This is a genomic window from Halochromatium glycolicum (assembly GCF_016584085.1).
Taxonomy (GTDB): Bacteria; Pseudomonadota; Gammaproteobacteria; order Chromatiales; family Chromatiaceae; genus Lamprobacter; species Lamprobacter glycolicus.
On the sequence record NZ_NRSJ01000001.1, the window covers coordinates 223,209 to 246,138 of the forward strand.

The 22,930-nt window shown below is 60.1% G+C and carries 19 protein-coding genes; 4 read left to right on the top strand and 15 right to left on the bottom strand.

Annotated elements, in window-relative coordinates; genetic code table 11:
• Positions 1 to 398: 398 nt before the first annotated feature.
• Positions 399 to 1,313, top strand: coding sequence for an oxygenase MpaB family protein (locus CKO40_RS00945; protein WP_200343848.1), 915 nt, complete (start codon positions 399 to 401; stop codon positions 1,311 to 1,313).
• Here the strand turns inward: CKO40_RS00945 and CKO40_RS00950 are convergent.
• The 6 genes from CKO40_RS00950 to CKO40_RS00975 form a co-directional block, all read right to left on the bottom strand.
• Entirely contained in the window at positions 1,310 to 2,614 is a 1,305-nt protein-coding gene (locus CKO40_RS00950; RefSeq protein WP_200343850.1) for an agmatine deiminase family protein, read from the bottom strand. The genes CKO40_RS00945 and CKO40_RS00950 overlap by 4 nt on opposite strands.
• 22 nt (positions 2,615 to 2,636) lie before the next feature.
• Complete coding sequence (locus CKO40_RS00955; RefSeq protein WP_200343852.1) at positions 2,637 to 4,535, bottom strand: ABC transporter substrate-binding protein; 1,899 nt, start codon at positions 4,533 to 4,535, stop codon at positions 2,637 to 2,639.
• Positions 4,532 to 5,266 (bottom strand): MIP/aquaporin family protein, encoded by a 735-nt coding sequence (locus tag CKO40_RS00960; protein ID WP_200343854.1) that lies wholly within the window; start codon positions 5,264 to 5,266, stop codon positions 4,532 to 4,534. Before CKO40_RS00960 ends, CKO40_RS00955 begins: the two co-directional genes overlap by 4 nt.
• A gap of 239 nt (positions 5,267 to 5,505) precedes the next feature.
• Complete coding sequence (locus tag CKO40_RS00965) at positions 5,506 to 7,188, bottom strand: glycerol-3-phosphate dehydrogenase/oxidase (protein ID WP_200343856.1); 1,683 nt, start codon at positions 7,186 to 7,188, stop codon at positions 5,506 to 5,508.
• A gap of 69 nt (positions 7,189 to 7,257) precedes the next feature.
• Complete coding sequence (gene glpK, locus CKO40_RS00970; RefSeq protein WP_200343858.1) at positions 7,258 to 8,766, bottom strand: glycerol kinase GlpK; 1,509 nt, start codon at positions 8,764 to 8,766, stop codon at positions 7,258 to 7,260.
• Positions 8,767 to 8,901: 135 nt separating this feature from the next.
• Positions 8,902 to 9,510, bottom strand: a complete 609-nt coding sequence (locus CKO40_RS00975) for an HdeD family acid-resistance protein (protein WP_200343860.1) — start codon at positions 9,508 to 9,510, stop codon at positions 8,902 to 8,904.
• Between the two features lie 421 nt (positions 9,511 to 9,931).
• On the opposite strand from CKO40_RS00975, the gene CKO40_RS23915 reads away from it, so the two are divergent.
• Together CKO40_RS23915 and CKO40_RS00980 are read left to right on the top strand one after the other, a co-directional pair.
• Entirely contained in the window at positions 9,932 to 10,090 is a 159-nt protein-coding gene (locus CKO40_RS23915) for a hypothetical protein (protein ID WP_207173299.1), read from the top strand.
• Between the two features lie 443 nt (positions 10,091 to 10,533).
• Complete coding sequence (locus CKO40_RS00980; RefSeq protein ID WP_200343862.1) at positions 10,534 to 11,724, top strand: hypothetical protein; 1,191 nt, start codon at positions 10,534 to 10,536, stop codon at positions 11,722 to 11,724.
• Positions 11,725 to 11,748: 24 nt separating this feature from the next.
• Here the strand turns inward: CKO40_RS00980 and CKO40_RS00985 are convergent, their stop codons facing one another.
• The 4 genes from CKO40_RS00985 to CKO40_RS01000 all read right to left on the bottom strand — a co-directional run bounded on the left by CKO40_RS00985 (position 11,749) and on the right by CKO40_RS01000 (position 16,616).
• Positions 11,749 to 13,287, bottom strand: coding sequence for an oligosaccharide flippase family protein (locus CKO40_RS00985; RefSeq protein ID WP_200343864.1), 1,539 nt, complete (start codon positions 13,285 to 13,287; stop codon positions 11,749 to 11,751).
• A 61-nt stretch (positions 13,288 to 13,348) separates the two neighbouring features.
• Entirely contained in the window at positions 13,349 to 14,350 is a 1,002-nt protein-coding gene (locus tag CKO40_RS00990; protein WP_200343867.1) for an NAD-dependent epimerase/dehydratase family protein, read from the bottom strand.
• Between the two features lie 9 nt (positions 14,351 to 14,359).
• The gene (locus CKO40_RS00995) at positions 14,360 to 15,373 is read right to left on the bottom strand and encodes a glycosyltransferase family 2 protein (RefSeq protein ID WP_200343869.1); all 1,014 of its coding nucleotides are present in this window, start codon (positions 15,371 to 15,373) and stop codon (positions 14,360 to 14,362) included.
• Positions 15,374 to 15,497: 124 nt separating this feature from the next.
• Positions 15,498 to 16,616: a glycosyltransferase family 4 protein gene (locus tag CKO40_RS01000; RefSeq protein ID WP_200343871.1), complete on the bottom strand. Its 1,119-nt coding sequence runs from the start codon at positions 16,614 to 16,616 to the stop codon at positions 15,498 to 15,500.
• Positions 16,617 to 16,743: 127 nt separating this feature from the next.
• Between CKO40_RS01000 and CKO40_RS01005 the strand changes: the two genes are divergently transcribed.
• Positions 16,744 to 17,685, top strand: a complete 942-nt coding sequence (locus CKO40_RS01005; protein WP_200343873.1) for an NAD-dependent epimerase/dehydratase family protein — start codon at positions 16,744 to 16,746, stop codon at positions 17,683 to 17,685.
• A 29-nt stretch (positions 17,686 to 17,714) separates the two neighbouring features.
• On the opposite strand, the gene CKO40_RS01010 is transcribed toward CKO40_RS01005, so the two are convergent.
• From CKO40_RS01010 to CKO40_RS01030, 5 genes are all read right to left on the bottom strand, one after another.
• Positions 17,715 to 18,509 carry an FkbM family methyltransferase gene (locus CKO40_RS01010; protein WP_200343875.1) on the bottom strand — a complete coding sequence of 265 codons (795 nt, stop codon included), beginning with the start codon at positions 18,507 to 18,509 and terminating at the stop codon, positions 17,715 to 17,717.
• A 94-nt stretch (positions 18,510 to 18,603) separates the two neighbouring features.
• On the bottom strand, positions 18,604 to 19,767 hold the full coding sequence (locus tag CKO40_RS25060) for a glycosyltransferase family protein (RefSeq protein ID WP_200343877.1): 1,164 nt from the start codon (positions 19,765 to 19,767) through the stop codon (positions 18,604 to 18,606).
• A gap of 42 nt (positions 19,768 to 19,809) precedes the next feature.
• Positions 19,810 to 21,060: a hypothetical protein gene (locus CKO40_RS01020; RefSeq protein WP_207173301.1), complete on the bottom strand. Its 1,251-nt coding sequence runs from the start codon at positions 21,058 to 21,060 to the stop codon at positions 19,810 to 19,812.
• A 72-nt stretch (positions 21,061 to 21,132) separates the two neighbouring features.
• Positions 21,133 to 21,717, bottom strand: coding sequence for a polysaccharide biosynthesis/export family protein (locus CKO40_RS01025; RefSeq protein ID WP_200343881.1), 585 nt, complete (start codon positions 21,715 to 21,717; stop codon positions 21,133 to 21,135).
• 223 nt (positions 21,718 to 21,940) lie between these two features.
• Complete coding sequence (locus tag CKO40_RS01030) at positions 21,941 to 22,927, bottom strand: NAD-dependent epimerase/dehydratase family protein (RefSeq protein ID WP_276570759.1); 987 nt, start codon at positions 22,925 to 22,927, stop codon at positions 21,941 to 21,943.
• Between the last annotated feature and the right edge of the window lie 3 nt (positions 22,928 to 22,930).

Below are 22,930 nucleotides of genomic sequence, written 5' to 3' on the forward strand. Positions count from 1 at the left end.
TCTACTTACATCACCCATTGCACGCAGATCGTCCGCAGACTCGGCTTCCCGGTGCAGCAGAAAAGGGTGCGATAATCCTGTCGTTGGCGTCGACCGTGATTCAGCCGCTAGGTATCTTGAAACTGCCATCAAAAGCTCCTGTCTCATCGGAGATCCCGCACGACTCTCCGGGATCGTCAATTTAGAGATTTCGCCCCAACATCGCTATGCGCGGCACAGACACCAACTGCAGCACCGCGCTAGGACGAGATTCCTGGCTTGCGCGACTATTCCTCGAGCTTGCCGGTGAAGCCGACGAGGGGCCAAAGACCATGTCGACGCAGTCTTGGATCGTTCCCGTCGGTCTGCGCGATTCGATGCAGGGCGGGTGAAAGGGCGTCACGCCGCTGAGGTGATCAATGCGCTCAACGCTTTCAGTCCATTCTCCGGCGCTCGAGGCCCTGATCCCGCCCGAGATCCGCGCCCCGCGCTCGCGTTGGACCCGCGCCCGTTACATCGCCGGCCTCGATGCCGAGCGCGACTGCGAGCAGATCGGCTATCTCCTGGCCTCCTACGAGTTTCCTTGGGACACCACCCGTGCGCTGGAGCTCGCGCTGCTGCGCACCTTCGGGGTCGCGAAGGGCGCGCCGCTGCTCGCGCAAACCGGCGAGCTGACCGAGCGCACCCAGAAGCGCTACGACGATACCGTGCTGATCCTCGCCGAGATTCAGGAGAACGGGGTCGATCACCCGCGCGGGCGCGCCGCATTGCGGCGAATGAACACGCAGCACGGCCGCTATTCGATCCCGAACGATGAGTACGTCTACACGCTCTCGACCTTCGTCCTGGAGCCGATCCGCTGGAATGCGCGATTCGGCTGGCGCAGGCTGACCCGGCACGAGTGCGATGCCACCTATTATCTCTGGCGCGCGATCGGCCGCCGGATGGGCATTCGCGATATCCCGCCGAGCTACGCGGCGCTGGAACGGTTCAACGTTGCCTACGAGCGCGCCCAGTTTCGCTACGCCGACGCCAATCATCGGCTCGCGGTTGCGAGCCGCGACCTGATGCTCGGCTGGGTGCTGCCGCGCCGCCTGAAAGGGCTCGGAGCGCCGGTGATCGATGCGATGCTGGATCAGCCGATGCTCGATGCCGTCGGCCTGCCGGCGGCGCCGCGAGCGCTGCGGTGGGCCTTGAACCGCGGGATGCGCGCCCGCGCCCATCTGCTCCGACAGCTGCCCCCGCGCCGGCGACCCTGGCTCGCCACCCGGCGGCCGAACCGCACCTATCCCGACGGCTACCAGATCGAGCAGCTCGGGGCCGATCGGCGCTAGGCGCAGGGAAGATGCCCGGCGTCTGCTGCCGGCAGCTGCATCGTGATGCAGTGCAGGCTGCCGCCCTGGCGGATCAGCGCTCGGCAGTCGACCGGTTCGATCCGCCGGCCGGTAAAGCACTGCTGCAAGCGCTCGCAGGCCAGGGCGTCCGCTGGATCGCGATAGACCGGTACCAGCACCGCCCGGTTGATGATCAGGAAATTCGCGTAGCCCGCTGGCAGCCGCTGGCCTTCCGCGTCGAAGATCGGCCCCGGCTGCGGGAGCGGGACGAGCCGGTACGGCGCGCCGTTCTGCCGGCGCAGGCCGCGCAGCTCATCCGCCAAAAGCCTGAGTGACGCATGATCCGGGTCGTTCGGATCATCGCTCGCCGCATAGCAGATGGTCTCCGGATCGCAGAAGCGCGCGAGGGTATCGATATGGCCGTCGGTGTCGTCGCCGCTGAGCTGGCCGTGCTCGAGCCAAAGGATGCGCGCGACGCCGAGCCGCTCTCGCAGCTCTTGCTCGATCGCTGCCGCGCTCCATCCGGGGTTGCGCGCCGGATCGACGATGGTGCGGCGCACCGCGAGCAGCGTGCCGGCGCCGTCGCTCTCGACTGCGCCGCCCTCGAGCACCAGCGGACTCGACTCGAGGCGCGGGTGCGCTGAGGCGTTCGGGTGCGCCGTGGTCAGCGCCGCAAAGCCGCCGGCGGCGTGAATGGCCGCGGTGATCCGGTCGTCCAAAGCGGCCGGATACTTTCCACCCCAACCGTTGAAGCCAAAATTGACTAGGACGCGGTCTTCGGTCCCGCCATCGATGACGGTGATCGGCCCATGGTCCCGCGCCCAGGTGTCGTTGCTCGGTGCGAGCGCGAACTGGATGCGGCCGTACAGGTTCTGGCCGCGCCCCTGCTGCACTGGGTCGCGCTGCACTGGGTCGCGCTGCACTGGGTCGCGCTGCAATGGGTCCCGTTGCATTGGGTCGAGCTGCAATGGGTCGGGCTGATCGGGCGCGTCATTGACGCGGGTCCGCGGGCTGCTGGTCAGGTCGGCGAGCTGCGCCTGGACCGCGCGCTGATGCGCCTCATCACGACAGACGATCAGCAACCCCTGCTCGCGCGTGATCAGCTCCGCCAGGCGTCGGTAGACGGCTTCGACCGCATCGAGCTGCTCGGCCCAGTCGGTCTCGGCATGCGGCCAGGTCAGCATCACCGCCGCCTGCGGCTCCCATTCAGCCGGTAGACGACGCATCGCTAGACGCTGATTCCGGACAGCATCGGCCGTGCGGCGGGCGTCTTGACGGGGCTGCGGATGTCGCTCTGCCATCCAGCTTGTTGTGGGCTCATAGTCAACCCCCTGACTTCCAACTTGCAATGAGGTTCCGGTAAGCAATGGTGCGCCCCGGCGGCTTCTCTTTTTCGAGCGGGGGTTTGGGAGAGCCCGGCCGGGCCAACCAACTGGCCGGATCTTGAGTCTCGGCCAGGATTGGCGCACAGCGCGCATCGGCGCTGGCTTGCTCCAGCCGCTGCAAGGTCTCGTCTTGGGCCTTCGCCAGATCGTCCATGATCTCTTCTGGGCTCGCGCGCCCGCTCACCGCCTTGCCGATGCGCGTCCACCAGAGCTGGGCCAGCAGCGCATAGTCCGGCACATTGAGGCCGGTTGGGGTCCAAGCGGTGCGCGCCGGACTGCGATAGAACTCGACCAGCCCGCCGAGGCTCGGCGCGGCCTCGCTCATCGCATCGGAGCGGATGTCGCTGTCGCGGAACGGCGTCAGCCCCACCAGGGTCTTCTTCAACGAGACCGTTTTGCAGACGCAGAACTGGGCGTAGAGCCAGGCCGCCTGCCGCCGCTTCAGCGGCGTGCTGGCCGGCAGGGTCCAGGCGCCGCAGTCCTGATAGCCGAGCTTCATGCCCGGCTCCCAGTAGGCCCCATGCGGCGAGGGGGCGACCCGCCACTTCGGCGTGCCGTCCGGATTCATGACCTGCGAGCCCGGGCGGACCAGCTCTGGTGTGAATGCGCTGTACCAGAACACCTGCTGGGCGATGTCGCCGCGGGCCGGCACAGGTCCGGCCTCGCTGAATGTCATCTGCTTGGCCTCGGGTGGCGCGAAGCGCTCGAGCCAGTCCAGATAGGTTCGCAGCCCATAGACCGCGGCCGGGCTGTTGGTCGCGCCACCGCGGCTGACCGAAGAGCCAACCGGGTGGCAGTCCTCGACGCGGATGCCCCACTCGTCGACCGGCCGGCCGTTCGGCAGACCCTCGTCGCCGACGCCGGCCATCGCCAGCCAAGCGTCGGTGAAACGCCAACCGAGGGACGGGTCGACCTTGGCATAGTCCATGTGTCCCCAAATACGCCGGCCGTCAAGTTCCTTGACCCGGTTGGTGAAGAAGTCGGCGATGTCCTCGTAGGCGCTCCAGTTCAGCGGCACGCCGAGCGGATAGCCATAGCGCGCCTCGAACGCGCGCTTGAGGTCCTCCCGCTCGAACCAGTCGTGACGGAACCAATAAAGGTTCGCGAACTGCTGATCCGGCAGCTGATAGAGCTTGCCCTCGGGACCGGTGGTGAAGGGCAGACCGATGAAGTCGTCCAGGTCCAGCGTCGGCAGTGTAACCGCGGCGCCCTCACCGCTGATCCAGTCCGAGATCGGCACCACCGCCTTGTTTCGGCTGTGGGTGCCGATGAAATCGGCGTCGTTGATATAGGCGTCATAGAGGTTACGGCCGGTGCGCGTCTGCTGGCGCAGACGCTCGACCAACTCTCCCTCATGCAGCAGATCATGCTGGACGCGGATGCCGGTGATCTCGAAGAACGCGCGGGCCAGGAAGCGCTGTTCGTAGACGTGGGTTGGGATGGTCTCGGAGGCGATATGGATGCGCTCACCGCTGAACGGCCTCGCCTGCTGGATGAAGAAGGCCATCTCGGCCAGCTGCTCCGGCTCGCTCAGCGTCGAGGGCTGAAACTCGCCGCGGACCCAGCGGCGGGCGGCGGCCGCGCGCTGGGGCTCGAGCTCGCCGAGAGGGGCAACGCCCGGGCGCGCGCTAGCGAACTCTGCGGCGCCGGGGACCTGGCGCCACGGCCAGGCGGCAGCACCGAGCGCCGCAGCGATGAGGAGCTGCCGGCGCTTGCGATCGGCGACGGAGGCATGGGGAGCCTCGGCGCTCGCTGTACGACGTTGCTCGCCCGGGCCGGCGCCTTTGGGATTGCGAGCGCCGTCGCCGCTGGCGTGATCGCGCTGGCGATGGCTCATCGGAACTGCACGCTGGTCGGGTCTGCCAGCAGCAGATAAAGGCCGGCGGCCAGCGCGGCGCCGATCAGCGGTCCCACCACCGGTACCCAGGCATAGCTCCAGTCGCTATCGCGTTTGCCGCCGGGCATCGGCAGCAGGGCATGGACGATGCGCGGCCCGAGATCGCGCGCCGGGTTGATCGCATAGCCGGTGGTGCCGCCGAGGCTCAGGCCGATCGCCAGCACCAGCAGACCGACCGGCAGCGCGTCGAGCGCGCCGAGCCCGAAGACCGAGACCGCCAAGAACAGCACCGCGAACACCAGCACGAAGGTGCCGACGATCTCCGAGATCAGGTTCGAGACCGGATCGCGCACTGCCGGCGCGGTGCAGAAGCAGGCCAGTTTCAGGTCCTGATCCTCGGTGCGGGCGAAATGCGGACGATACATCAGCCAGACCAGCGTCGAGCCGAGCATCGCGCCGAGGAACTGGGCGGCGACGTAGCCGGGCACCAGCGCCCAGTCGAACTTGTCGGCGATCGCCAGACCGACTGAGACGGCCGGATTGATATGGGCGCCGCTGAATGACGCCATCGTGAACACCGCGACGAACACCGCCATGCCCCAGCCCCAGGTGATGACGATCCAGCCGGCGCCGTTCCCCTTGGTGCCGTTGAGCACGACATTCGCCACCACCCCGTTGCCGAGTAGCATCAGCAGGGCGGTGCCAAGCAATTCGGCGAGAAATGGCGTCATGGGCGAGTCCTCAGGATCATCGTTCTTGCTACCGCTCTTTTGAGTCCGTCCGGCCTGCCGACCTGTAGATTCAGCGTGCGCAAAGCCTAGGCCCTCTTTGCTCAACCTTGGTGGCGCGGCGCGCGATCCGGCCAAGTCGCGCCACGCACGCGGGCCTCTCTTTCAGAGCGCCGATGCGCGCGCATTGGTGCTCGGTCCGAAATGCCTCTGAAGGGCGGGTGGGCCGGCGATGGGACAGCTCAGGCCTCGGGCTGCTCCGACTGCGCCGGGGTGATCCGGCAATCCTCACAGAAATACTCGTCGTAGCGCGCCTGCGCCTGCGCCTCGCCGAACAGGATGGCGCAGGCCTCCATCAGGCCCTCGGCCTCCTGGATGGTCTGACGTGGCACCACCAACGCGATCTTCGACCGCCGCCGCAGGAAGTCCTCGAGCTTGACGATCATCTCCTGACGTTTGGCCAGCTGGATCTCGCAGCGCAGATAGTCGGTGCCCTTGATCAGCACCTCGGCCTGGCGCGGGTCTTCGCGGATCTGCGCAAGCAGCTCGAACGCCTGTTGATCGTAGCGGCGCCACAGCCGGCTCGAGAGCGGCTCGATCGACTCCGGCGCCGTGTAGCTGTCGAGATCCATCAGCCGCGCCTGGTGCATGTACTCCTCGTAGACCGACCGATGCGGCTCGCCATACCAGCGATAGCGCGGATGCGGCAGCTTGATCCCGAGCTCGGCAGCGATTGCCGAGACCTCGTTACCCACATTGACGCAGTCGGTCAGCTTGCCGCCGTAGATCGAGACATGCGCCTGGTCGTGATCGACATCGATCTCATGCTTGCGCGAGAGCTGCATCCAGTCGCGCTCGGCGCCTGCACCGTCGCCGCCATCGCCACCGTTGTTGCGCTCAGGCGTGCGCTTGACCACGAGCGGCCGCACGCCGCAGCGCTCGGCGATGATGTCCTCCCGGGTCAGCGGCCGCTTCAGGTCGAGGCGCTTGTTGATGTTCTCGAGCACGAAGTCGCGGTCGTCGTCGGAGACCTCGGTGAACGGGCTCTCGACCCGGGTGTCGGTCGTGCCGATGCAGGTCCGCACCCCCATCGGGATCACGAAGAACAGCCGCCCATCATCGGCGAAGAAGGTCAGGATGTGCTGCTGTTCCGTGACCTGCGGCACGATCAGATGGATGCCCTTTGAGAAGAGGTGCTGATGCTCGGTCTGCTCGCCGCTGTGCTGATTGAGCTCATCAACGAAGGGGCCGGCCGCGTTGACCAGCATCTTCGATCGGATCTGAAAGGTCTGGCCGCTCTGCGTATCGCGCGCCTCGGTGATCCAGAGATCAGCCTCGCGCCTTGAGCCCAGCGCCTCGACATAGTTCGCGGCGATGGTGCCGCGGTCCATCGCCGCGCGCACGAACTGGAAGACGAAGCGCGAGTCGTTGTCGTGCAGGTAGGCATCCGAATACTCGAAGCCGCCGGCCGCCTTACTGGTATTGACGACCGGCTCCTCGCGTTCGATGCGGGCCTTACTCAGCAGCCGCGGGATGCGCGTGTAGCCGTTGCCGAACAGCCAATAGACCCAGGTGCCGAGCCACAGGAACAGCGGCGAGAAGCGGAACCCTTTGTCGATGGTGGCGAAGAAGCGGATCTCCTGCACCCGGCTCGGGTAACTGTCGATCAGATGATTGCGGCTCAGACACAGCTTGCGCACCAGCCCGTAATCGCCGCTCTCCAGATACTTGATCCCCCCCCAGGCGAGATTCGACGACTGCTGACTGGTGAAGCCGGCGAAATCGCGCTGATCGATCAGCGCGACGCTCGCCCCCTTCCCGGAGAGCGCCGCCGCCGAGACCGCGCCGTTGATCCCGCCGCCGATGATCAGCGCATCAAAGACAGGCTCCCGCAACTTGGCGATATTGCTATCCCGCAGACCCATCGCTTCCCCCTTCACCCGTCAAACTTCCCACTTCAAACTTCCCCCTCTTCACCCTTCAAACTTCTCACTTCAAACTTCCACCGCCCAGCCCTTGGCCAGCTCCACCGCTCGGTGCCAGCGCTTGAACAGCTTCTCACGCTTGGCATCATCGATGCGCGGGCGGTAGCGCACATCGAGCGCCCACTGCTCGGCGATCTCGTCCCGGCTCTCCCAGAACCCGACCGCGAGACCAGCCAGATAGGCGGAGCCGAGCGCGGTGGTCTCGACGATGCTCGGCACCTCCACCGGCACGCCGAGGATGTCGGACTGGAACTGCATCAGCACGCTGTTCACCGATGCACCGCCGTCACAGCGCAGTTCCTTGAGCTGGATGCCCGAGTCGCGCTCCATCGCCTCGATCACGTCACGGGTCTGATAGGCCATGCTCTCGAGCACTGCGCGCGCGATATGGCCGCGGCTGGTCCCGCGCGTGATCCCGATCAGCAGTCCGCGCGCGTAGGGGTCCCAGTGCGGCGCGCCCAGACCGACCAGTGCCGGCACGAAGTAGACATCCTCGTTCTCGGGCACCGAGCGCGCCAGCTCACGCGTCTCCTTTGCGTGCTCGATCATCTTGAGCCCGTCGCGCAGCCACTGCACCGCCGAGCCGGTCACGAATATCGCGCCCTCGAGCGCGTACTCGACCGGCTGGTCGCCGACACCCCAGGCGATCGTGGTCAGCAATTGCTCGTTGCTGCTCACCGCCTCGGTGCCGGTGTTCATCAGTACGAACGAGCCGGTACCATAGGTGTTCTTCGCCATCCCGCGCTGATAGCAGGCCTGACCGAAGAGCGCCGCCTGCTGGTCACCGGCGATCCCGGCCACCGGAATGCCGCGCGTGCCGAAGAACATCTGTGGATCGGTCTCGCCATAGACCTCAGACGATGGGCGCACCTCGGGCAGCATCACGGCCGGGATATCCAACAGCTCCAGCAATTCATCATCCCACTGCAGCGCGCGGATGTTGTAGAGCATGGTCCGTGACGCGTTGGAATAGTCGGTGATGTGGCGCTTGCCGCCGGTCAGACGGAACACCAGCCAGGAGTCGATGGTGCCGAAGCAGACCTCGCCGCGAGCTGCCCGCTCGCGCAGGCCCGGCCTGTTGTCCAGCATCCATTTGACCTTGGTGCCGGAGAAGTACGGGTCGATCACCAGCCCGGTCTTGCGCTGGACCAGCTCGGCGTGGCCCTGGGCCTTGAGCTCATCGCAATAGGGCGCGGTGCGCCGATCCTGCCAGACGATCGCATGACCGAGCGGCTTGCCGCTCGCCCGCTCCCAGAGCACTGCGGTCTCGCGCTGATTGGTGATGCCGATCGCCTGGATGTCGTTGGCCGCAACGTTGCCGGCGCGCAGTGCATCGGCGATCACCTTCATCGTGACCACGATGATCTCTTCGGCATCGTGCTCCACCCAGCCCGGCTTCGGGTAATGCTGGGTGAACTCGGAGTAAGCGCGGGCGCGGATCTGGCCCGCGTGGTCGAAGATCAGCACCGTCGTCCCGGTGGTGCCTTGGTCGATCGACAGGATGACGCCGTCTTTCATCAGGGCCTCCTTCAGTGGTGTCGGCCGCCTGGTGCGTGTCGGGGCCGTTGTGGTGTCTCGCGCTCGGTGTTGGTTAGGCGACAGAGGGGTGTTGAAGGGCTTGGTTTGTTTCTTCTCGAGTTTGGCGCGCGGGCGTCAGGCGCTAACGGACCCGCCTCCCGCACGCCGCTGCTTGCCGGAACGGCGCGCGGCCAATGCGATGAACAGGTAGGACCAGCCGTTGAAGATCAGCTCGATCGCGATGAACAGCCCGATGATGAACAAGCCCGACTGGGGCCATTCGGCTAGGATCAGGCCGCCAAGCAGGAGCGAGATCAGCCCCGAGACCAGCGGCCACCACCAGCCCTTCGCTGGCTTAACCTGGAACGCCATGATCGCGCGCAGGATACCCACTGCGATGAACATCGAGCCGAGCAGCAGCGTCAGCGACACCGCCGCCAGCGTTGGGTGCAGCGTCATGTAGACACCGGCGGCGACATAGAGCAGCGCGATCAGCACATGCCAAGCCGTACTCTTCCAGCCGTTGCATTTGAGCGCGTCGAGCAACTGGAAGACCCCGCCGACGATCAGCAGGGCCGCGAAGAACACGATCGCGAGCTCGGTCAGCATGAAGGTCATCCCAAGGCCGATGGTGCCGAGGATGATCGACAGCAGCCCGAAGGCAAGCAACCAGCCCCAGTTCTTCTCGAGGTCGCCAAACGGTGGAATCGGCGCGACGGATGGGTTGGTGTTCATGTCGGTCATGTGTTGCTCTACTGTAGATGGTGGTCAAGACGGGGACGGGACAGCTGATGGTAAGCGATTCCGGCAAGCACTGGCTCGCTCGATCGCTGCGGCTGGATCATCCTTCAAACACAGTGGCTCTCTTCGAACTCTCGGATCAGGCGAAGCTAGCCACTGACAAGCCGTTACCTCTCGGCGACGAAGCGCCACCTGCAGGTGCGTTCTGCAAAGCAGGCCCCGCCAGACAGAGCGCGTTCATCTTAGCCTTGAGCGCTACGGGTACGACGTCGCAGTGCATCAAGGGCAAGTTGCAGTCACCGAAAGCGGAAGGTGGGGCCAGCATGGCGCAAGCCGGTGAGTGCGGTACGAGAGACGGGCGCCGATGCTTTCCCCATTTGTCGCTAACCCCATAATCCGTATTAAGGCGAAGTGAAATTTTCCGTTGTTCCTTACCAAGCATTGCTGGCTGAACAACTACCACCGTCCGATTCCGGCACGGTTTGCGGAGTTCCTGGAGCGGAATGGCAACTCGGAGGCTGTAGCGGCTATTGCCGAGGCCAAAGACAGCGAGATCGCCGTCTACAAAAGCAACGCGGCATAGACACGAGCTGCGGCTCTTACATCGCAAGAAGAGTTTCCTAATCATGGACCGTCAGCAGCGTGACCGCGGCCGTGTTCGTCTTGCCGCTGGCCGCCTTCTAGCCACCATCTGGGTGGCGGCTGAACGCTCAGACTGTGATGGAGTTCAAGAATTTACCTTAGACGCCTGGGCACAGGGCACAATCTAGGGCTGGGCCTTGCGCCACCATACCAACAAACCGTCAGTCGTTGGAGGCATCGTCAACATTCTGAGCCCGTCACCCTTGAGCTCGATGCCGGTGGCTTCACCGACCTGTTACCGCTATCACATACTGCGTCACAACAACTGCCTATAATTTATCAATTACTGAGCAGCTCGATCTATGCCAGGGTCCCTTTGCCCTTCTGCAAACCCTTGGCTCTTTACAGTGTTTTTTTTTGATCAACGACTTTGTGAGTTACAGCATGAACAAGAGTCCTGCGCTAGTGAACCTAATGCGAGTGGTCGTGTGGAGTTTGGTGATGGGCGCGCTTTCTGGACCTGCTAACGCTTTTTCCCTACTCGACAGCGGAATCTATCTAGGAGTGCAACCGGGCTTCGAGCTGAACGATCCCGATGGCGCCTCAGCTGCGGTCCAGACCAAGCTCCAGGAAGCATTCGATGCGGGTGTCTCTGTAGTGCCTGTCGGCGCCGAGTGGCCTGAGCTCGAACCATCGCGTAACAACTACAACAAGCAGGCGCTTCGGCAACGCTTGGAGTATGCGAAGCAGCGCGGGCTTAAGCCAGTGCCGTTGCTTTACCTCATTGACTCCGAGGGCGTGCTTCTTCCCAGTTACCTTAACCCTGATGACGAAGAGTTAATATCATTGAGTCAAGTCGATATCACAGATTCGGCGATCATGGAGCGCTACAAAGCCCTCCTAGATTGGGTCGTGCCAATGGTTGCAGAATACGACGGTTTCGCGATCATGGTCGGGAATGAGCCAGATAATCACCTAGAGGATCATCCAGGGGAAGCCGCGGAGGTCTTAGAGTTTCTGCGCCAAGCAAAGAGGCATATCCGCGGGATAAATCCTGACATGGCCGTCGCCATCGCGCTGTCAGATGGTTTCGATAAGTTACAGCCGTATTCGATCGATATCGTAGACGAAAGCGATTTCGCCAGCTTCAATTTTTACTGCTCGCTCGAAAACTTCGAAATTGATTCGGAACAGATTGCTGCGCGCCTAGACCGTCGCATAAACGCGGCCAAAGGGAAGCCGGTGATGATTCAGGAATTGGGCTGCGCGTCCGGTATAGACACTGATTCAGCCGCGGCAGCCGCAATGCTAGAGCGTCAGAAGCAGTGGTTTGAAACCACCTTCACGCTCATGGAGTCGCGCCCTTCTATTCGCGTTGCCATGGTCTTTCAGTTGATGGATTGGGGTGACTGGTTGCTTAACTACTATCGAGAACTCCTGCGGCCGGTTTTCATGGAGGAGACAAATAATAATGAGGAAATGACGAATATGATATTGGATACGGTAACGGCATCTCTGGGCTCAATTGGCCTCCTCAAAGCCGATGGGTCGCCAAAGCCGGCTTGGAACTCCTTTTTGAGCGAGCTGTCACCGCCTCGCCCAATCCCAACACCGAAGAATTTGCGAACCCCTTAAAGGGTTTTCCCTAGCTCTGTGTGCCTACCTCTGGATCGAAAAGGGATGCAGCCCTGCGATAAGGAGGCTGGCGATCGCCATTCCGATTAAAGAGAGCATTGAAGCCGCAAGGATTAACGAACCAATACCAGAGCCCAATGCTGTCGCTATCGGGTTGAGCAACCAGACCGCCGCTGCTATTATTAGAACTAAGAAAGTAGACAGAGTAAAAGAATACATGCTGCGGTCTCTCATTACGCGAAGGTGCGCAATAGAAAATAATAAGATGAGTGTGGGTGCCGTGGCCACGCGAGCCCAGCCGGCACCTTCAAGACCGGACGAAGGAATTAACATGAGCGATAGGGTAACCACGATAGCCCCGCTCAGCAAGTTGGCCACAGTCAACCAATGGGCGAACCCGGTGCCCATAAGCATGTAGACCGAGATTACACCGAGGCTACTGAATGTGAAAGCGACCACAACCAACCGCAATACCTGAGCCCCTTGATTCGCAAATGATTCGCTGATCCACAGTTGCAGCACTTCGGGCGCTAGCGTCAGCAACGGTAACGACGCTCCCGCGATGACTACTGCACTCAACTGCAATCCATAACGGTAGTGACGTCGCAATTCTGAGAGATTCCCCTTCTCATAGAGAGCAGAGGCGACCGGGAGAATGAACGCCATCGCTCGCAGCAGCAATGTCTGGACCTGCTGCCCGACCTGCATGCATACGCTGTAGACCCCCGCGCTGGAGGTATCGAGCAGGCTTGCAATAATGAACCTGTCCGACTGACCGCCGATCGCGGTAGCAACAAGTTGGTACCAGAGTGGGAGTCCCGTGTTCCATAACACCCGCACCTCCTGCAAGTTCAGCAACGGCTTCCACTTTAGCTCGGGAAGGAAGCGCCGGGAAAGCAGTTGCGCTTTCAACGCGGCCTGTACGCAGTAGGTACCGATCAGGGTCAGAAAGACGGCATTCAGGCCATAACCCGAGACAACGAGACCAATACTAACAAGCATGCCTGACGAGCGGGCCAGCATGTTGATACGAGCAGTTAGGTCGAAACGTTCGAAACCGTGCAGGCCTGCCTCACCAATCTGATCGACGAACAAGAGCAGGATCACGAGGCCCGTGAGACGGAACGCATTCGTTCCCGCATCCTGATTAGGGGCGCTGATCGTGAACAGATCAGAAGCCAAGAAAGGGGATAGTACGTACATCGCAGCCGCCACCAATACGCCAAGCACAACATGCAGCATGATTGCGGTGCGAAGCAGTCGCACGACCGCTGACCGGTCGTCTTGGGCCATGCGCGCCGCTACGAGCCGAATGGTTGCGTCGCGGATGCCGAGGCCGAAAATCACACTCGAGGCAACGAAGGCATTGCCGATCATCCAGATCCCGAACAGCTCGCTCCCCAAGCTGCGCAAGAAAATCGGGGTCGTCACCACCCACAACAACAGCAGTATCACATGGTCGCCACTGCTGTAGAGGATGTTCCGTAGCTGAGACCGAAACGCGCCCAGGTTGTGCAACCGCTGTCGCAGAAGGTCAATTATTACCAACATCGCCTCCTGCATTCGCGGTTGCTATCTCAACCTCGGGCTGCGTTCTCGATCTAAGGATGACTAGCTCGAGTCATCAATACAAATGCGTGTAGTCACATTCCCGATGCCAGTCGCGCAATGCGGCGGCAAGGTCATATTTCGGCGTGAAGCCAATGCTTGCTAGAGCATCGGCGTTCATGTGAGTCGAGTAGTAGAGCTTTTCAATGCGGCGATGATGCACAGCGGATTTCAGCATGCCGATCGCGTTCAGCCACTCGAACAGGTAGCCCCCTAGCAAGGCCAGCCGATACGGCACAACAGGAATCCGCTCCGAAAACCCAAACACCTTGCACATAGTTTGGCAAATTTCGCTAATGCTGGTCGGTTTTGGATAGGTTAGGTTGAATACCTCGCGTTGGCCTGAATCCTCGCTCAAGGCGAGCAGGAATCCGACAACATCCTTAACATAGATCCAGCTCTTAATGGTGGTTTTGCGCCCTATGTAGAAGAATAGGTGTCGCCGGATCGCGTGATAAAGGCGCGTGAAGTTCCCGTTCTCACCCAATCCAAATACCACACCAGGACGCACAATCCGAATCCGGCGACCGTCCGCAAGCGCTTGCCAGCGAAACACCTCCAGTTCACCAAGGAGCTTTGACATGCCATAGGCGGTATCCGGCGCAGTCAGGCTGTTTTCAAAATTCTCACGCTCTCCGGCTTGGAACACCATTTCGGTGCTCGTATAAACCATATTGTCAATGCCACAACGTTCTGCAAAGCGGCAGGTATGTAGAGTACCGACATGGTTGCTGCTAAAGTATTCGTGCCAAGGGAACCCCGGCTCCTTGCAGATCGCTGCTAGGTGAAAACAGGTGCCACCCGGCACGTCGAGCTCTAACCCGAGAGGTCGCCGAAGGTCAACAGCGTGATAAAAAATCCTCGAATCCGTGACCTGCGGAGGATTCAAGTCAAGCACGTGGATCGCCTGCCAACTCTCATCGAGCAACAGGCGCCGAAGTAAGTGTGTACCGATAAACCCCGAGCCCCCGGTAACGATACAGGCGCGAGCATTGGTTGGATTCTGGCTTGCGTCCATGATCGATACCTATTCAGCCTGCGGAGGCCGGTCGCCGACGCGAAACCTCGGATCACCGCTGATTCGCTTAAGTGTGCCGCGTGCTAGCCCCCAAGCGAGAGATCCTGCCCGACACACAATAAATAGCGGCGCAAACAGACCAACGAGGGGGTCGGCTCGCAAGCAGCGCAGTGTCAGAGGGACGCTGGACGCAAAGAACGTGAACACAAGGGCAAACAGGACTAACGAGGCCGATGGTATCAGCAAGGCGAGCGCGCTCAGCGGTAAGAACGCCGCGGCCAGCAATATCTGAATCTTCAGCGTTATCGGCGTGTGGCTGTCCCCGCTCGCCTTATTTGGGTTTTTAGCCAGGACCAAGACCTTCCAGAAGCCAATCTTATATTTCTTGCGGCAATATGAGCCGAGCGTGGTGGTATGCCGATGCCAAACACGAGCCTCAGGCACGAACACCATCTTGTGACCCGCATTGGCCAGCCGAAACGAGAACTCCTGATCCTCGACCGAGGCGGTTGTAAACGCGGTATCGTAGCCGTCAGCGGCTAGGAATAGGTTCCGCCGAAACGCGGCAGAATAGGTATCGACAAAGTCAATGTATTCGTGGCGCTCTAGTTCTTTGTACTTCTCCTCGTACTCCAACTGCACAAAACGCGCAATAGGCTCGCGCTGGTCACAATAGTAGGCGCCCTTTGCGCCTGCGACCTCCGGGCGCCCGAAGGGCGCAACAAGCTGTTTTAGCCAGTCGGGCTCCGGTATACAGTCATCGTCGGTGAATACGACAATCTCGCCTCTCGCCTGAGCAGCGCCATTGTTTCGGGCTGCTGCAGGACCAGCATTGGTTTGTGAGATCAAGCGGACATTTGCATACTCTTTGATGACCTCCGCCGTCTCGTCTGTTGAACCATCGTTGACGACAACGACCTCGAAAGGTGGTGCCTCCTGCTGCATCAGCACAGCATCCAGGCACTGCCTGAGGAGACGCCCCCGGTTATACGTTGGTATGATGATCGATACCTTGATGTCCATAGTGGAGTTGCCGGTTGGCATAGGGCAGACTTTGACAGACCTGGATCGAGCTACTGAAGCTATGGATGAGGGCTGAGATGACAATCTTCTAGCATCACCTTAGGGGCATCGAGCTAGTCGAGCGCTAAGCCGATTTTGGCGCGGTGCGTCCCAAGACATTCAGGTAGCACTGCTCGGTTAGCTCCGCGACCTGACCCCATGAATGCCTGCCTGCTGTTTCGGTAGCGCCCGCACAAAGTTCATGGTAAACCCTGCCATCACTGAGCATATTAATCAAAGCTTGTGCGAGGGCCGACGAATCGCAGGGTGGTATCAGCAATCCATTGTAGCGATCAACCACAACTTCGTCGAATCCACCCACGCGGGTCGCGATTACTGCTTTGCCATAGCCGAACGCGGACGCCAGAACTCCGCTGTTCCAACCGTAGCGATAGGGTAACGCCACGATATCGCAGCGTTCAAAGTAGCCGGCCATTTCGGCGAACGTCGCGTAGCCGGGCCGAAACGAAACGTGCTCAGTTAGGCCAAGGCATTCAATCTGCGCCTCGAGCGGCTTGGTATTCATGTATGCTTTGCCGGCAATAGCGAGATGTATGTCCGGTACCTGCCGGAGGGTCTCAGCAAATGCATCGATTAGGAGATCGACACCTTTGCGTTCCTGTATCTGGCCAAAGAATAGTACGACGCGACGGCCGTCCGGAATCGGCGGCGGTACGGCAACATCCTGCTCGCGCATGAACGCCAGAAGATCGGGCATTGGCAGCACGGTCAACTTGGCCCGGTCGACACCGAAGAGCTTGGTTGCGGTGGCAAGATTCTGCTGCGCATTAAGAAACACATGCGCCATGCGGCCATAGAAAAACCGCAGCATATGAGTGTGGTGACTACGCTCAGAAAATGGGAGAATATCCTGAGGGGTGTAAACGAATCTCGCTCGCGTCAGAAGCCGCAGCGCGATCCACGCAACGACATAGGTTGCCGGGCGCTGCGCGCCCTGAAAGTGGATGATCTCAGGACGCAAGACTCGCAACAGCCGTAGCAGAGCGGCTAGCCGCGAATATTGCAGGCGATAGCGGTCAATGACCTCTAGCAGCTGATAACGACGTGGGAACTCTGCAAGTTCGTAGCCCAGGCTGGTAACAAGGGTGATCTCGTGGCCCCGATCGGCCAGAGCATTCATCAGGTTATGATTGTACTGCGCAGTGCCTGCCTGCGCGGTCGGTGACAAAAACAAGATTCGCAATGGATTATTCCAACAACGATGAGCGCTGTGCATAAAGCCTCATGCAAGCTATTAACAAACGAGATTGTGCTAATAATAATACGCTTCCGAGCTCAAAGATAGCGTGGGTCTCGTTGAGGGACTGCCAGTGTTAGATTCACTCAACGGCCAGCGGGTACTTCTGACCGGCGCAAACGGCTTTATTGGCTCCCATCTTCTAGGCGCCCTGCAGACTATCGGGGCCGAGGTTACGGTGCTGGGTCGCGACAATGAAAACCTGGCATCGCTCCGAGCGCGAAGCAAGTGCGTCCACACTGTGCAGGCCGACCTAATCTCTGCAGCCTCAACCGCAGCGGCCGTAGCGCCGCTTCAGCCACAGATCGTGTTTCACCTCGCCGGTTACACGAATGTCGGGCGCGGAATGGAGCACGCGGTGCCCGCAATGCAAACCAACCTTCTCGGTACCATAAACCTCGTCAATGGGCTAAAAGCAAAATCTGTTAAGCGCTTTATCGCTGTCGGCTCTAGCGAAGAGTACGGTCTGGCGACGGCGCCCTTTGACGAAACTATGCCACTGGCCCCCGTATCTCACTATGCAGCCTCCAAGGCTGCTGTCAGCCACTGGTGTCGCATGGTCCATAGCACCCTCGGCTTTCCAACTGTGGTTTTACGGGTGTTTCTCGCCTATGGGCCAGGGGACCGCAGCGACCGGCTAATCCCAAGCGCGATTACCGCAGCGCTGCGCGGCGAAGATTTCCCGATGACCTCTGGCCGCCAGACCCGAGAACTGACGTACATCGACGATCTCGTACAGGGGTTTCTGCGCGCCGCAGTGGCGCCGAGCGCCGTAGGAGAGATCATCAACCTCGGCACCGGGGTCGAACATCCGGTGCGGGAGATCGTGCAGAAAATCTACGGACTTGCCGGAAAGGGGGGGCGCCCGCTGTTCGACGCGCTGCCGCACCGCAACGGAGAGTTATGGCACAACTACGCATCCGTGGATAAGGCGACCGAGCTTCTAAATTGGCGAGCGCAAGTCGGAATCGACGAAGGGCTTGCCCGCACCGTTGCCCACTACCGTTCCCTTTAGGCTACGAACATCCAAACCCGTGGCGTTCTCTATACCGCAGACGCAGGCAATGCTGAAACATTGACTGGCTTCAGAGGATGACGCAATAATAGCTCGCCTACGAATACCCAGTCGGCATGGGTTAAAACCGGCCGAGCGGGATCGCCATTCGCTTGCATGTAAATGCCAAAAAGAACAAACCCTTTATTGCGAAGGTAGCTATCGAGCTCAGCGTAGCCGATATGTTTGGCGGGAGTTGGATTCATGCCGCACTCAACCTGCACGATCCCGCACCGTTGAGAGGTCAGCATCCCGTCAGCACCATGCAAAACGTCAAGATCGTGACCTTCAGCGTCAATCTTCAGGTAATCAATGAAGTCGATTCGATATCGTTCGCAAAACGCATCGATAGTTGTTACGTCTACATCCTCAATGCCTGTACTCTTGCCGTCATTGCGAACAACTGTATCGCTCTGCAACCGGTTCGCAACATCACCCGGACCATAAATTAGCATCTTCGCCGTGCCTGAACCGGAGCTCATCGCTAGTCGATGACAATGAACCCTGCTAAATGGGCGCATGTTGGCTGCTAGCATCCTATAGGTGGAGTCGGCCGGCTCGAAGCAATGGATGCTCGCGTCGGGATACCAGCGCAGCAGCCGATCTGCAGACTGGCCTATGTTTGCGCCAATATCGAAAATCGTCCTTGGAGCAAAGGCCGGCAGGCGCTTAGCCAGGTCGCGGTATTGATCAACTCCATGCAGAGATGAAGCAAACTCCCAGAGCTGACTGTAAAACTTTGGACCAATAAGTTGCTTTAGCTTGATTCGGCCTACTCTGTTCAACTGTGCTCTCTACCTAAACCTAAAACTCTAGGTGGCGTATAGCATAAACGCGCCGATTGTGCCGAAAAATTATGCGCAAAGGCATGCACAGCCGTTAGAAGGTCAGATCAAGCATTTTGCCGATTCGGCGAAAGCGGGCGAGCCAGGTATGCTCTGCCTCAGAACGGAGCCTCGCTCGTTCACCGATTCTGCGGCGTTCCGCGTCCTGTTCGGGACGCAAGTAGAATCCCGCCTTGTCGACGAGCTCTTCCGCGCTTCCGTAGAACAACATCTCACGATCTGGCTCAAAGTATTCTTCGAGCTCCGGGAAGCGATTAACGAGGTGCACCCCACCGGACATCGCCACCTCGAACTCGCGTAGCCGGATAAACAGCAATGGTTGCCTAAACACATAGGTGCTGCAAAGCTCAATCGAACCGAGACTCAGGGCCATGCGGCTTAAAGCCGCGCTCATCCCTTCGAACGGCGGGCCGGGCATGTACTCTATGCGGCTGTTGTCAAGGCGCTGCTCCGGAAGATGTCCAGGCAACTCTTGTATCGACCGCCAGAGCAGGCTGAGCATGCACTGTCGTCCCGCGGGAAACCGGATGCCGTGGCGAAAGCGCTGCCAGGATTCGGGAAAATTGGCGATTGCCCGGGCAATCGGATTGCTTCCCTTGCCATCGGTCTGGTAATACTCATCCGGCGAGCGCCCGTGTACGCGCACCGGCAAGCCCGCCTGCTGCAAGTAGGCGATGTTGCGAGCCCGAGCGCCATAGGTTGTGCCGATAAATCCAATGACCCGATCTGCTGGCCCGGAACCGGGCTTAAACACATGCGGATTTGCGCCCCAGGGCATTGTGATGACGCGTGCGCCGTATCCCTGGATAATCGCAAGGTTTTCACGCACTGTGCTCCAGTTGAGGTCGAAGCGAGAGGCCACGCGAGCAACACGAAAGGGATGCGAATAGTCATCTGTAGACAGATTCACCGCAACGAGACCGCGACGGCGTGCCTCGTCTATCGCATCGGGCACAATCGTGTCATCTGTCGCCGTGGCGAAGAGCAGGTCATAGCGGTCGGCACCACTGGTCGGGGCCGCAATCTCATCGAGCAAGACCTGAGAATAGTCCGCTGAACTGCCAGTCCGACCAAGCACTGCAACCGGGTTCAGATAGTGAACGTCATGGCCCGCACGGCGTAGCTCATCCACCATGTGAAACTGGTGCCAGTCATAGATGAAGCCGCCGGCGTGAGCGCAATAGTGAAGGATGTTCACTCGTCAAAACCTTTTCTAAAGACGGATTGCCATCCGAGGCAATTACAGGCCCTTTACGATGCTGAAGGTCAGGCTGTTTGCATGCGTGGTGTCACCGGAAACTTCCTGTTGGCGACGGTTTAGTAGCCCCTCCAGCCAGATGTTGCTGCCAAGCGCGTAGCGAACGGCGACACCGATATCGATGGTATCGAACTCTTGCGGCTCGCGGTCTAGTGTTTTGAACCTGGTCAACGCGATAGTGCCGCCAACACGCAACCCTGCAAAAGGGCGATTCTCGACGTCGAATGCCAGTCGGTTTCTCAACAACGGTGCACCGATGCCTGCCACGACCGTCGTGTCGCGCGAAGCATCAAGGGTGGCCAGCTGGTTCGTAGTCGCAGCCCTAAGTTGGGCTCGACCCTGCCAGTCTTCGTCGGCAAACGGACCGGGCTCCAGAAAACCCAACTCGATGTCGGCTGCGAGATTCCGCGCCAGCGCGCGCTGGTAGCCGACCCGCAAACCTTGGATTATCCCGTGATCATCCCGCGCGTTCGCCGCAGCACTGCTGAGCGTCGCCGGCGGTAGATCGAACCTCAGGTACTGCGCGTTATAGCGAGCAGTGAGTCGAGCAGCGCGCCCGAGAAGCCAGCGGGCCTGGGCGTCGAATGCGTAGGCCTGAGCATCAGCGCCGTCATCGTCACTGGTCAGCAGCAACTGATGGCTAACGCCCAGGTTGACATCCGACGTCCGGTTAGGACGAAGCGTAGCTAAGGTGCTGAGGATGTTGGTGGTAAACCGCGTCGCAGGCGACGCCGCGGTAACCAGCGCCTCGGCCGTAGGATCATGGGTCTGTTGGAACAGCTCGCTGACCGTGATCCCGAATAGCGGCGATGCGTTGTAAGTTGCTGATAAAGAAACTGTTTGCGCGTCGAGCAACCGATCAAGCTCAGTATTGTCCCGATAAGCGGCTGCCTCAAAACCGTAGTCGAGTCCGACGCGCCACTGAGGGCTGTTGGCGACATAGTTAAACCCCGGACTCAACAAGGCGATGACATCATCCTCCTGTTCGGTATTGGAGAAGGACAAATTGTCAGTATATTCGAAGCCAAGCCCGATCCGCGGTTCGAAGCCGGTGAACTTTTGCCGGGGTGGCGCGCTAATGCGGCCACCCCACTCCTCGAGCTCTCGTTCCTGCAGAGGGCGTCGCTGCGACAAGCCGCTCGCGTAGCGAGGCTGAACCTGCTGGAGCAGATCGAGTTCCGGGTTGCGGTCATCGTTACCGGATACCTCGGCGTACGCCGATTGGCAGCTCAATGCAACAAGAATACTAGCCAGAGTGCCACAAAACCGGGACATCGTTACCGTTGGCCTATTCGCAACAAGAGGTCAACGGACTATAACCGTGTCGCCAGGCAACAAGAGCGGGTCCTCGCTATCTTCCGCTCCGTCAATGAAGGCTTTGTAATCGAAGCGAATTGGCGCGCGATCCGCCTTCCGGTTGTACACCAAGATGTCCTTACGTTTGGCATAGGCGGTGAACCCGCCGGCCATCGCGAGCGCTTGGACCAGTGTAATGGCGCTGCGCGGGGCGAGCTCACCAGGCGACATCACCTCACCCATGACATAGATGCGATAACTGTTGAGCGCTTCGAGACTGACTGTGACCTCCGGCTCCTCGTCTTGGAGCATGTGGCGCCTAAGCGCCTCGGCTAGCTTCGCGCTCAGTTCGGGCGCGGTGAGTCCGGCGGCTTGAATCTCGCCAACGAGCGGATATTGGATCTTACCGGTTGGGCTGATCACGACGCGCTGCGACAGCTCCGGCAGACGCCAAACAATGACCTGGATACTGTCTCCGGGGCCTAGCCGGTCAAGGGCTCCAGGTACTTGATCCTCGCCACCCCGAGCTCCAAAGGCTGCACAAAGCACGAGGCAGCCCAGAATCGCCACAACCAGTGTCTGGCGCAGGTACAAGATCATGCAGAAACACCTATTTATGCGCAGGCTAACCGTGTGTGGGCGCGCCGGCCAGGCGCTCTAAGAGGCCCTGTCAAGACGGCTGCGTGACTCGCGCAAGCTCCGGATTTATCAAGCCGCAGGAGCCATTCTGTTAGGGCTTCTAAGTCACTCGCCACTTGAGTCAGTCTCAACTGGTACTACAAGTTAGATAAAAAAAAGGATAAATGAGTGCCTAAGTCTAGCAGCGCTCTGCGACCCATTGATAAAGCGAAGACATGCCCGTCTTTAGATCGACCTCTGGAGCCCAGCCGAGCACTTCGCGAGCTCTACTAAAATCGGCACACCGGCCGCGATCGCCTTCTGGCTTAGATGTGTCGAATTCGATCGAGATATCTTTGCCCGACACCTCGACGAGGGCCTCGGCGATATCCTTAATTGACGTACACACATCAGGTCCGATCTGGACCAGCCCCTTACCAAGCCCCTTCTCCATGGCAAGCACCAGCGCAGTCACGACATCGTCTACATGCACGAACGCGCGACCCTGGGCGCCGCTGCCCCAGACTACGAAAGGCTCGGCCGGATAACGCGCGGCCTTGCGCGCCAATGACGGGATGACTTGCGAACGCTCGGCGTCGAAGTCACATGGCGTGCCATAGACGTTGTGCAGACTTAATACCGATACTGGGATGCCAGTTTCACGCTCCATCAGCAAAGCCTCATATTCGCCCATCAGCTTACTCCAACCGTAGGCCGATTCCGGCCATGCTGGATATTGATCTTCCTCCCTGAGCGGCGGCGCATCGACCCCCGTCTGTTTGTCGGCCGGAAAGCTACAGGCGGTGCCGACGTAAATGTAACCTTTAAGTGGGCGATCGCGCAGCGATGCAATGGTATTCGTATTGATCAGCAGGTTTTGACGGAAAACGCTGCCCTCATTACTGAACACATAATCTACACCTGCCACCACATCAGCAAGATGATAGACATAATCAATGCCTTCGGTGATCATATCAAGCGCACCAGGCACAGTAAGATCCAGCTCATGGAAGTCCCGCTCCATATTGATAATATACTCCCCATGCTCGTCTAGAAGGTTCTCGCGTTGGCCTCGCCAAAGGTTATCAACAGCCTTTACTGAGTGCCCCATGGACACCAACCGCTTGATAAGGTTGGAGCCGATCATCCCTGCACCTCCAGTGACCAAAATACATGCATTGTTCATAAG

Coding starts and splice junctions, on each gene's coding strand:
- CKO40_RS00945 (WP_200343848.1), top strand. CDS start 399: ATGCGCTCAACGCTTTCAGTCCATTCTCCGGCGCTCGAGGCCCTGATC.
- CKO40_RS00950 (WP_200343850.1), bottom strand. CDS start 2,614: ATGGCAGAGCGACATCCGCAGCCCCGTCAAGACGCCCGCCGCACGGCC.
- CKO40_RS00955 (WP_200343852.1), bottom strand. CDS start 4,535: ATGAGCCATCGCCAGCGCGATCACGCCAGCGGCGACGGCGCTCGCAAT.
- CKO40_RS00960 (WP_200343854.1), bottom strand. CDS start 5,266: ATGACGCCATTTCTCGCCGAATTGCTTGGCACCGCCCTGCTGATGCTA.
- CKO40_RS00965 (WP_200343856.1), bottom strand. CDS start 7,188: ATGGGTCTGCGGGATAGCAATATCGCCAAGTTGCGGGAGCCTGTCTTT.
- glpK (WP_200343858.1), bottom strand. CDS start 8,766: ATGAAAGACGGCGTCATCCTGTCGATCGACCAAGGCACCACCGGGACG.
- CKO40_RS00975 (WP_200343860.1), bottom strand. CDS start 9,510: ATGACCGACATGAACACCAACCCATCCGTCGCGCCGATTCCACCGTTT.
- CKO40_RS00980 (WP_200343862.1), top strand. CDS start 10,534: ATGAACAAGAGTCCTGCGCTAGTGAACCTAATGCGAGTGGTCGTGTGG.
- CKO40_RS00985 (WP_200343864.1), bottom strand. CDS start 13,287: ATGCAGGAGGCGATGTTGGTAATAATTGACCTTCTGCGACAGCGGTTG.
- CKO40_RS00990 (WP_200343867.1), bottom strand. CDS start 14,350: ATGGACGCAAGCCAGAATCCAACCAATGCTCGCGCCTGTATCGTTACC.
- CKO40_RS00995 (WP_200343869.1), bottom strand. CDS start 15,373: ATGGACATCAAGGTATCGATCATCATACCAACGTATAACCGGGGGCGT.
- CKO40_RS01030 (WP_276570759.1), bottom strand. CDS start 22,927: ATGAACAATGCATGTATTTTGGTCACTGGAGGTGCAGGGATGATCGGC.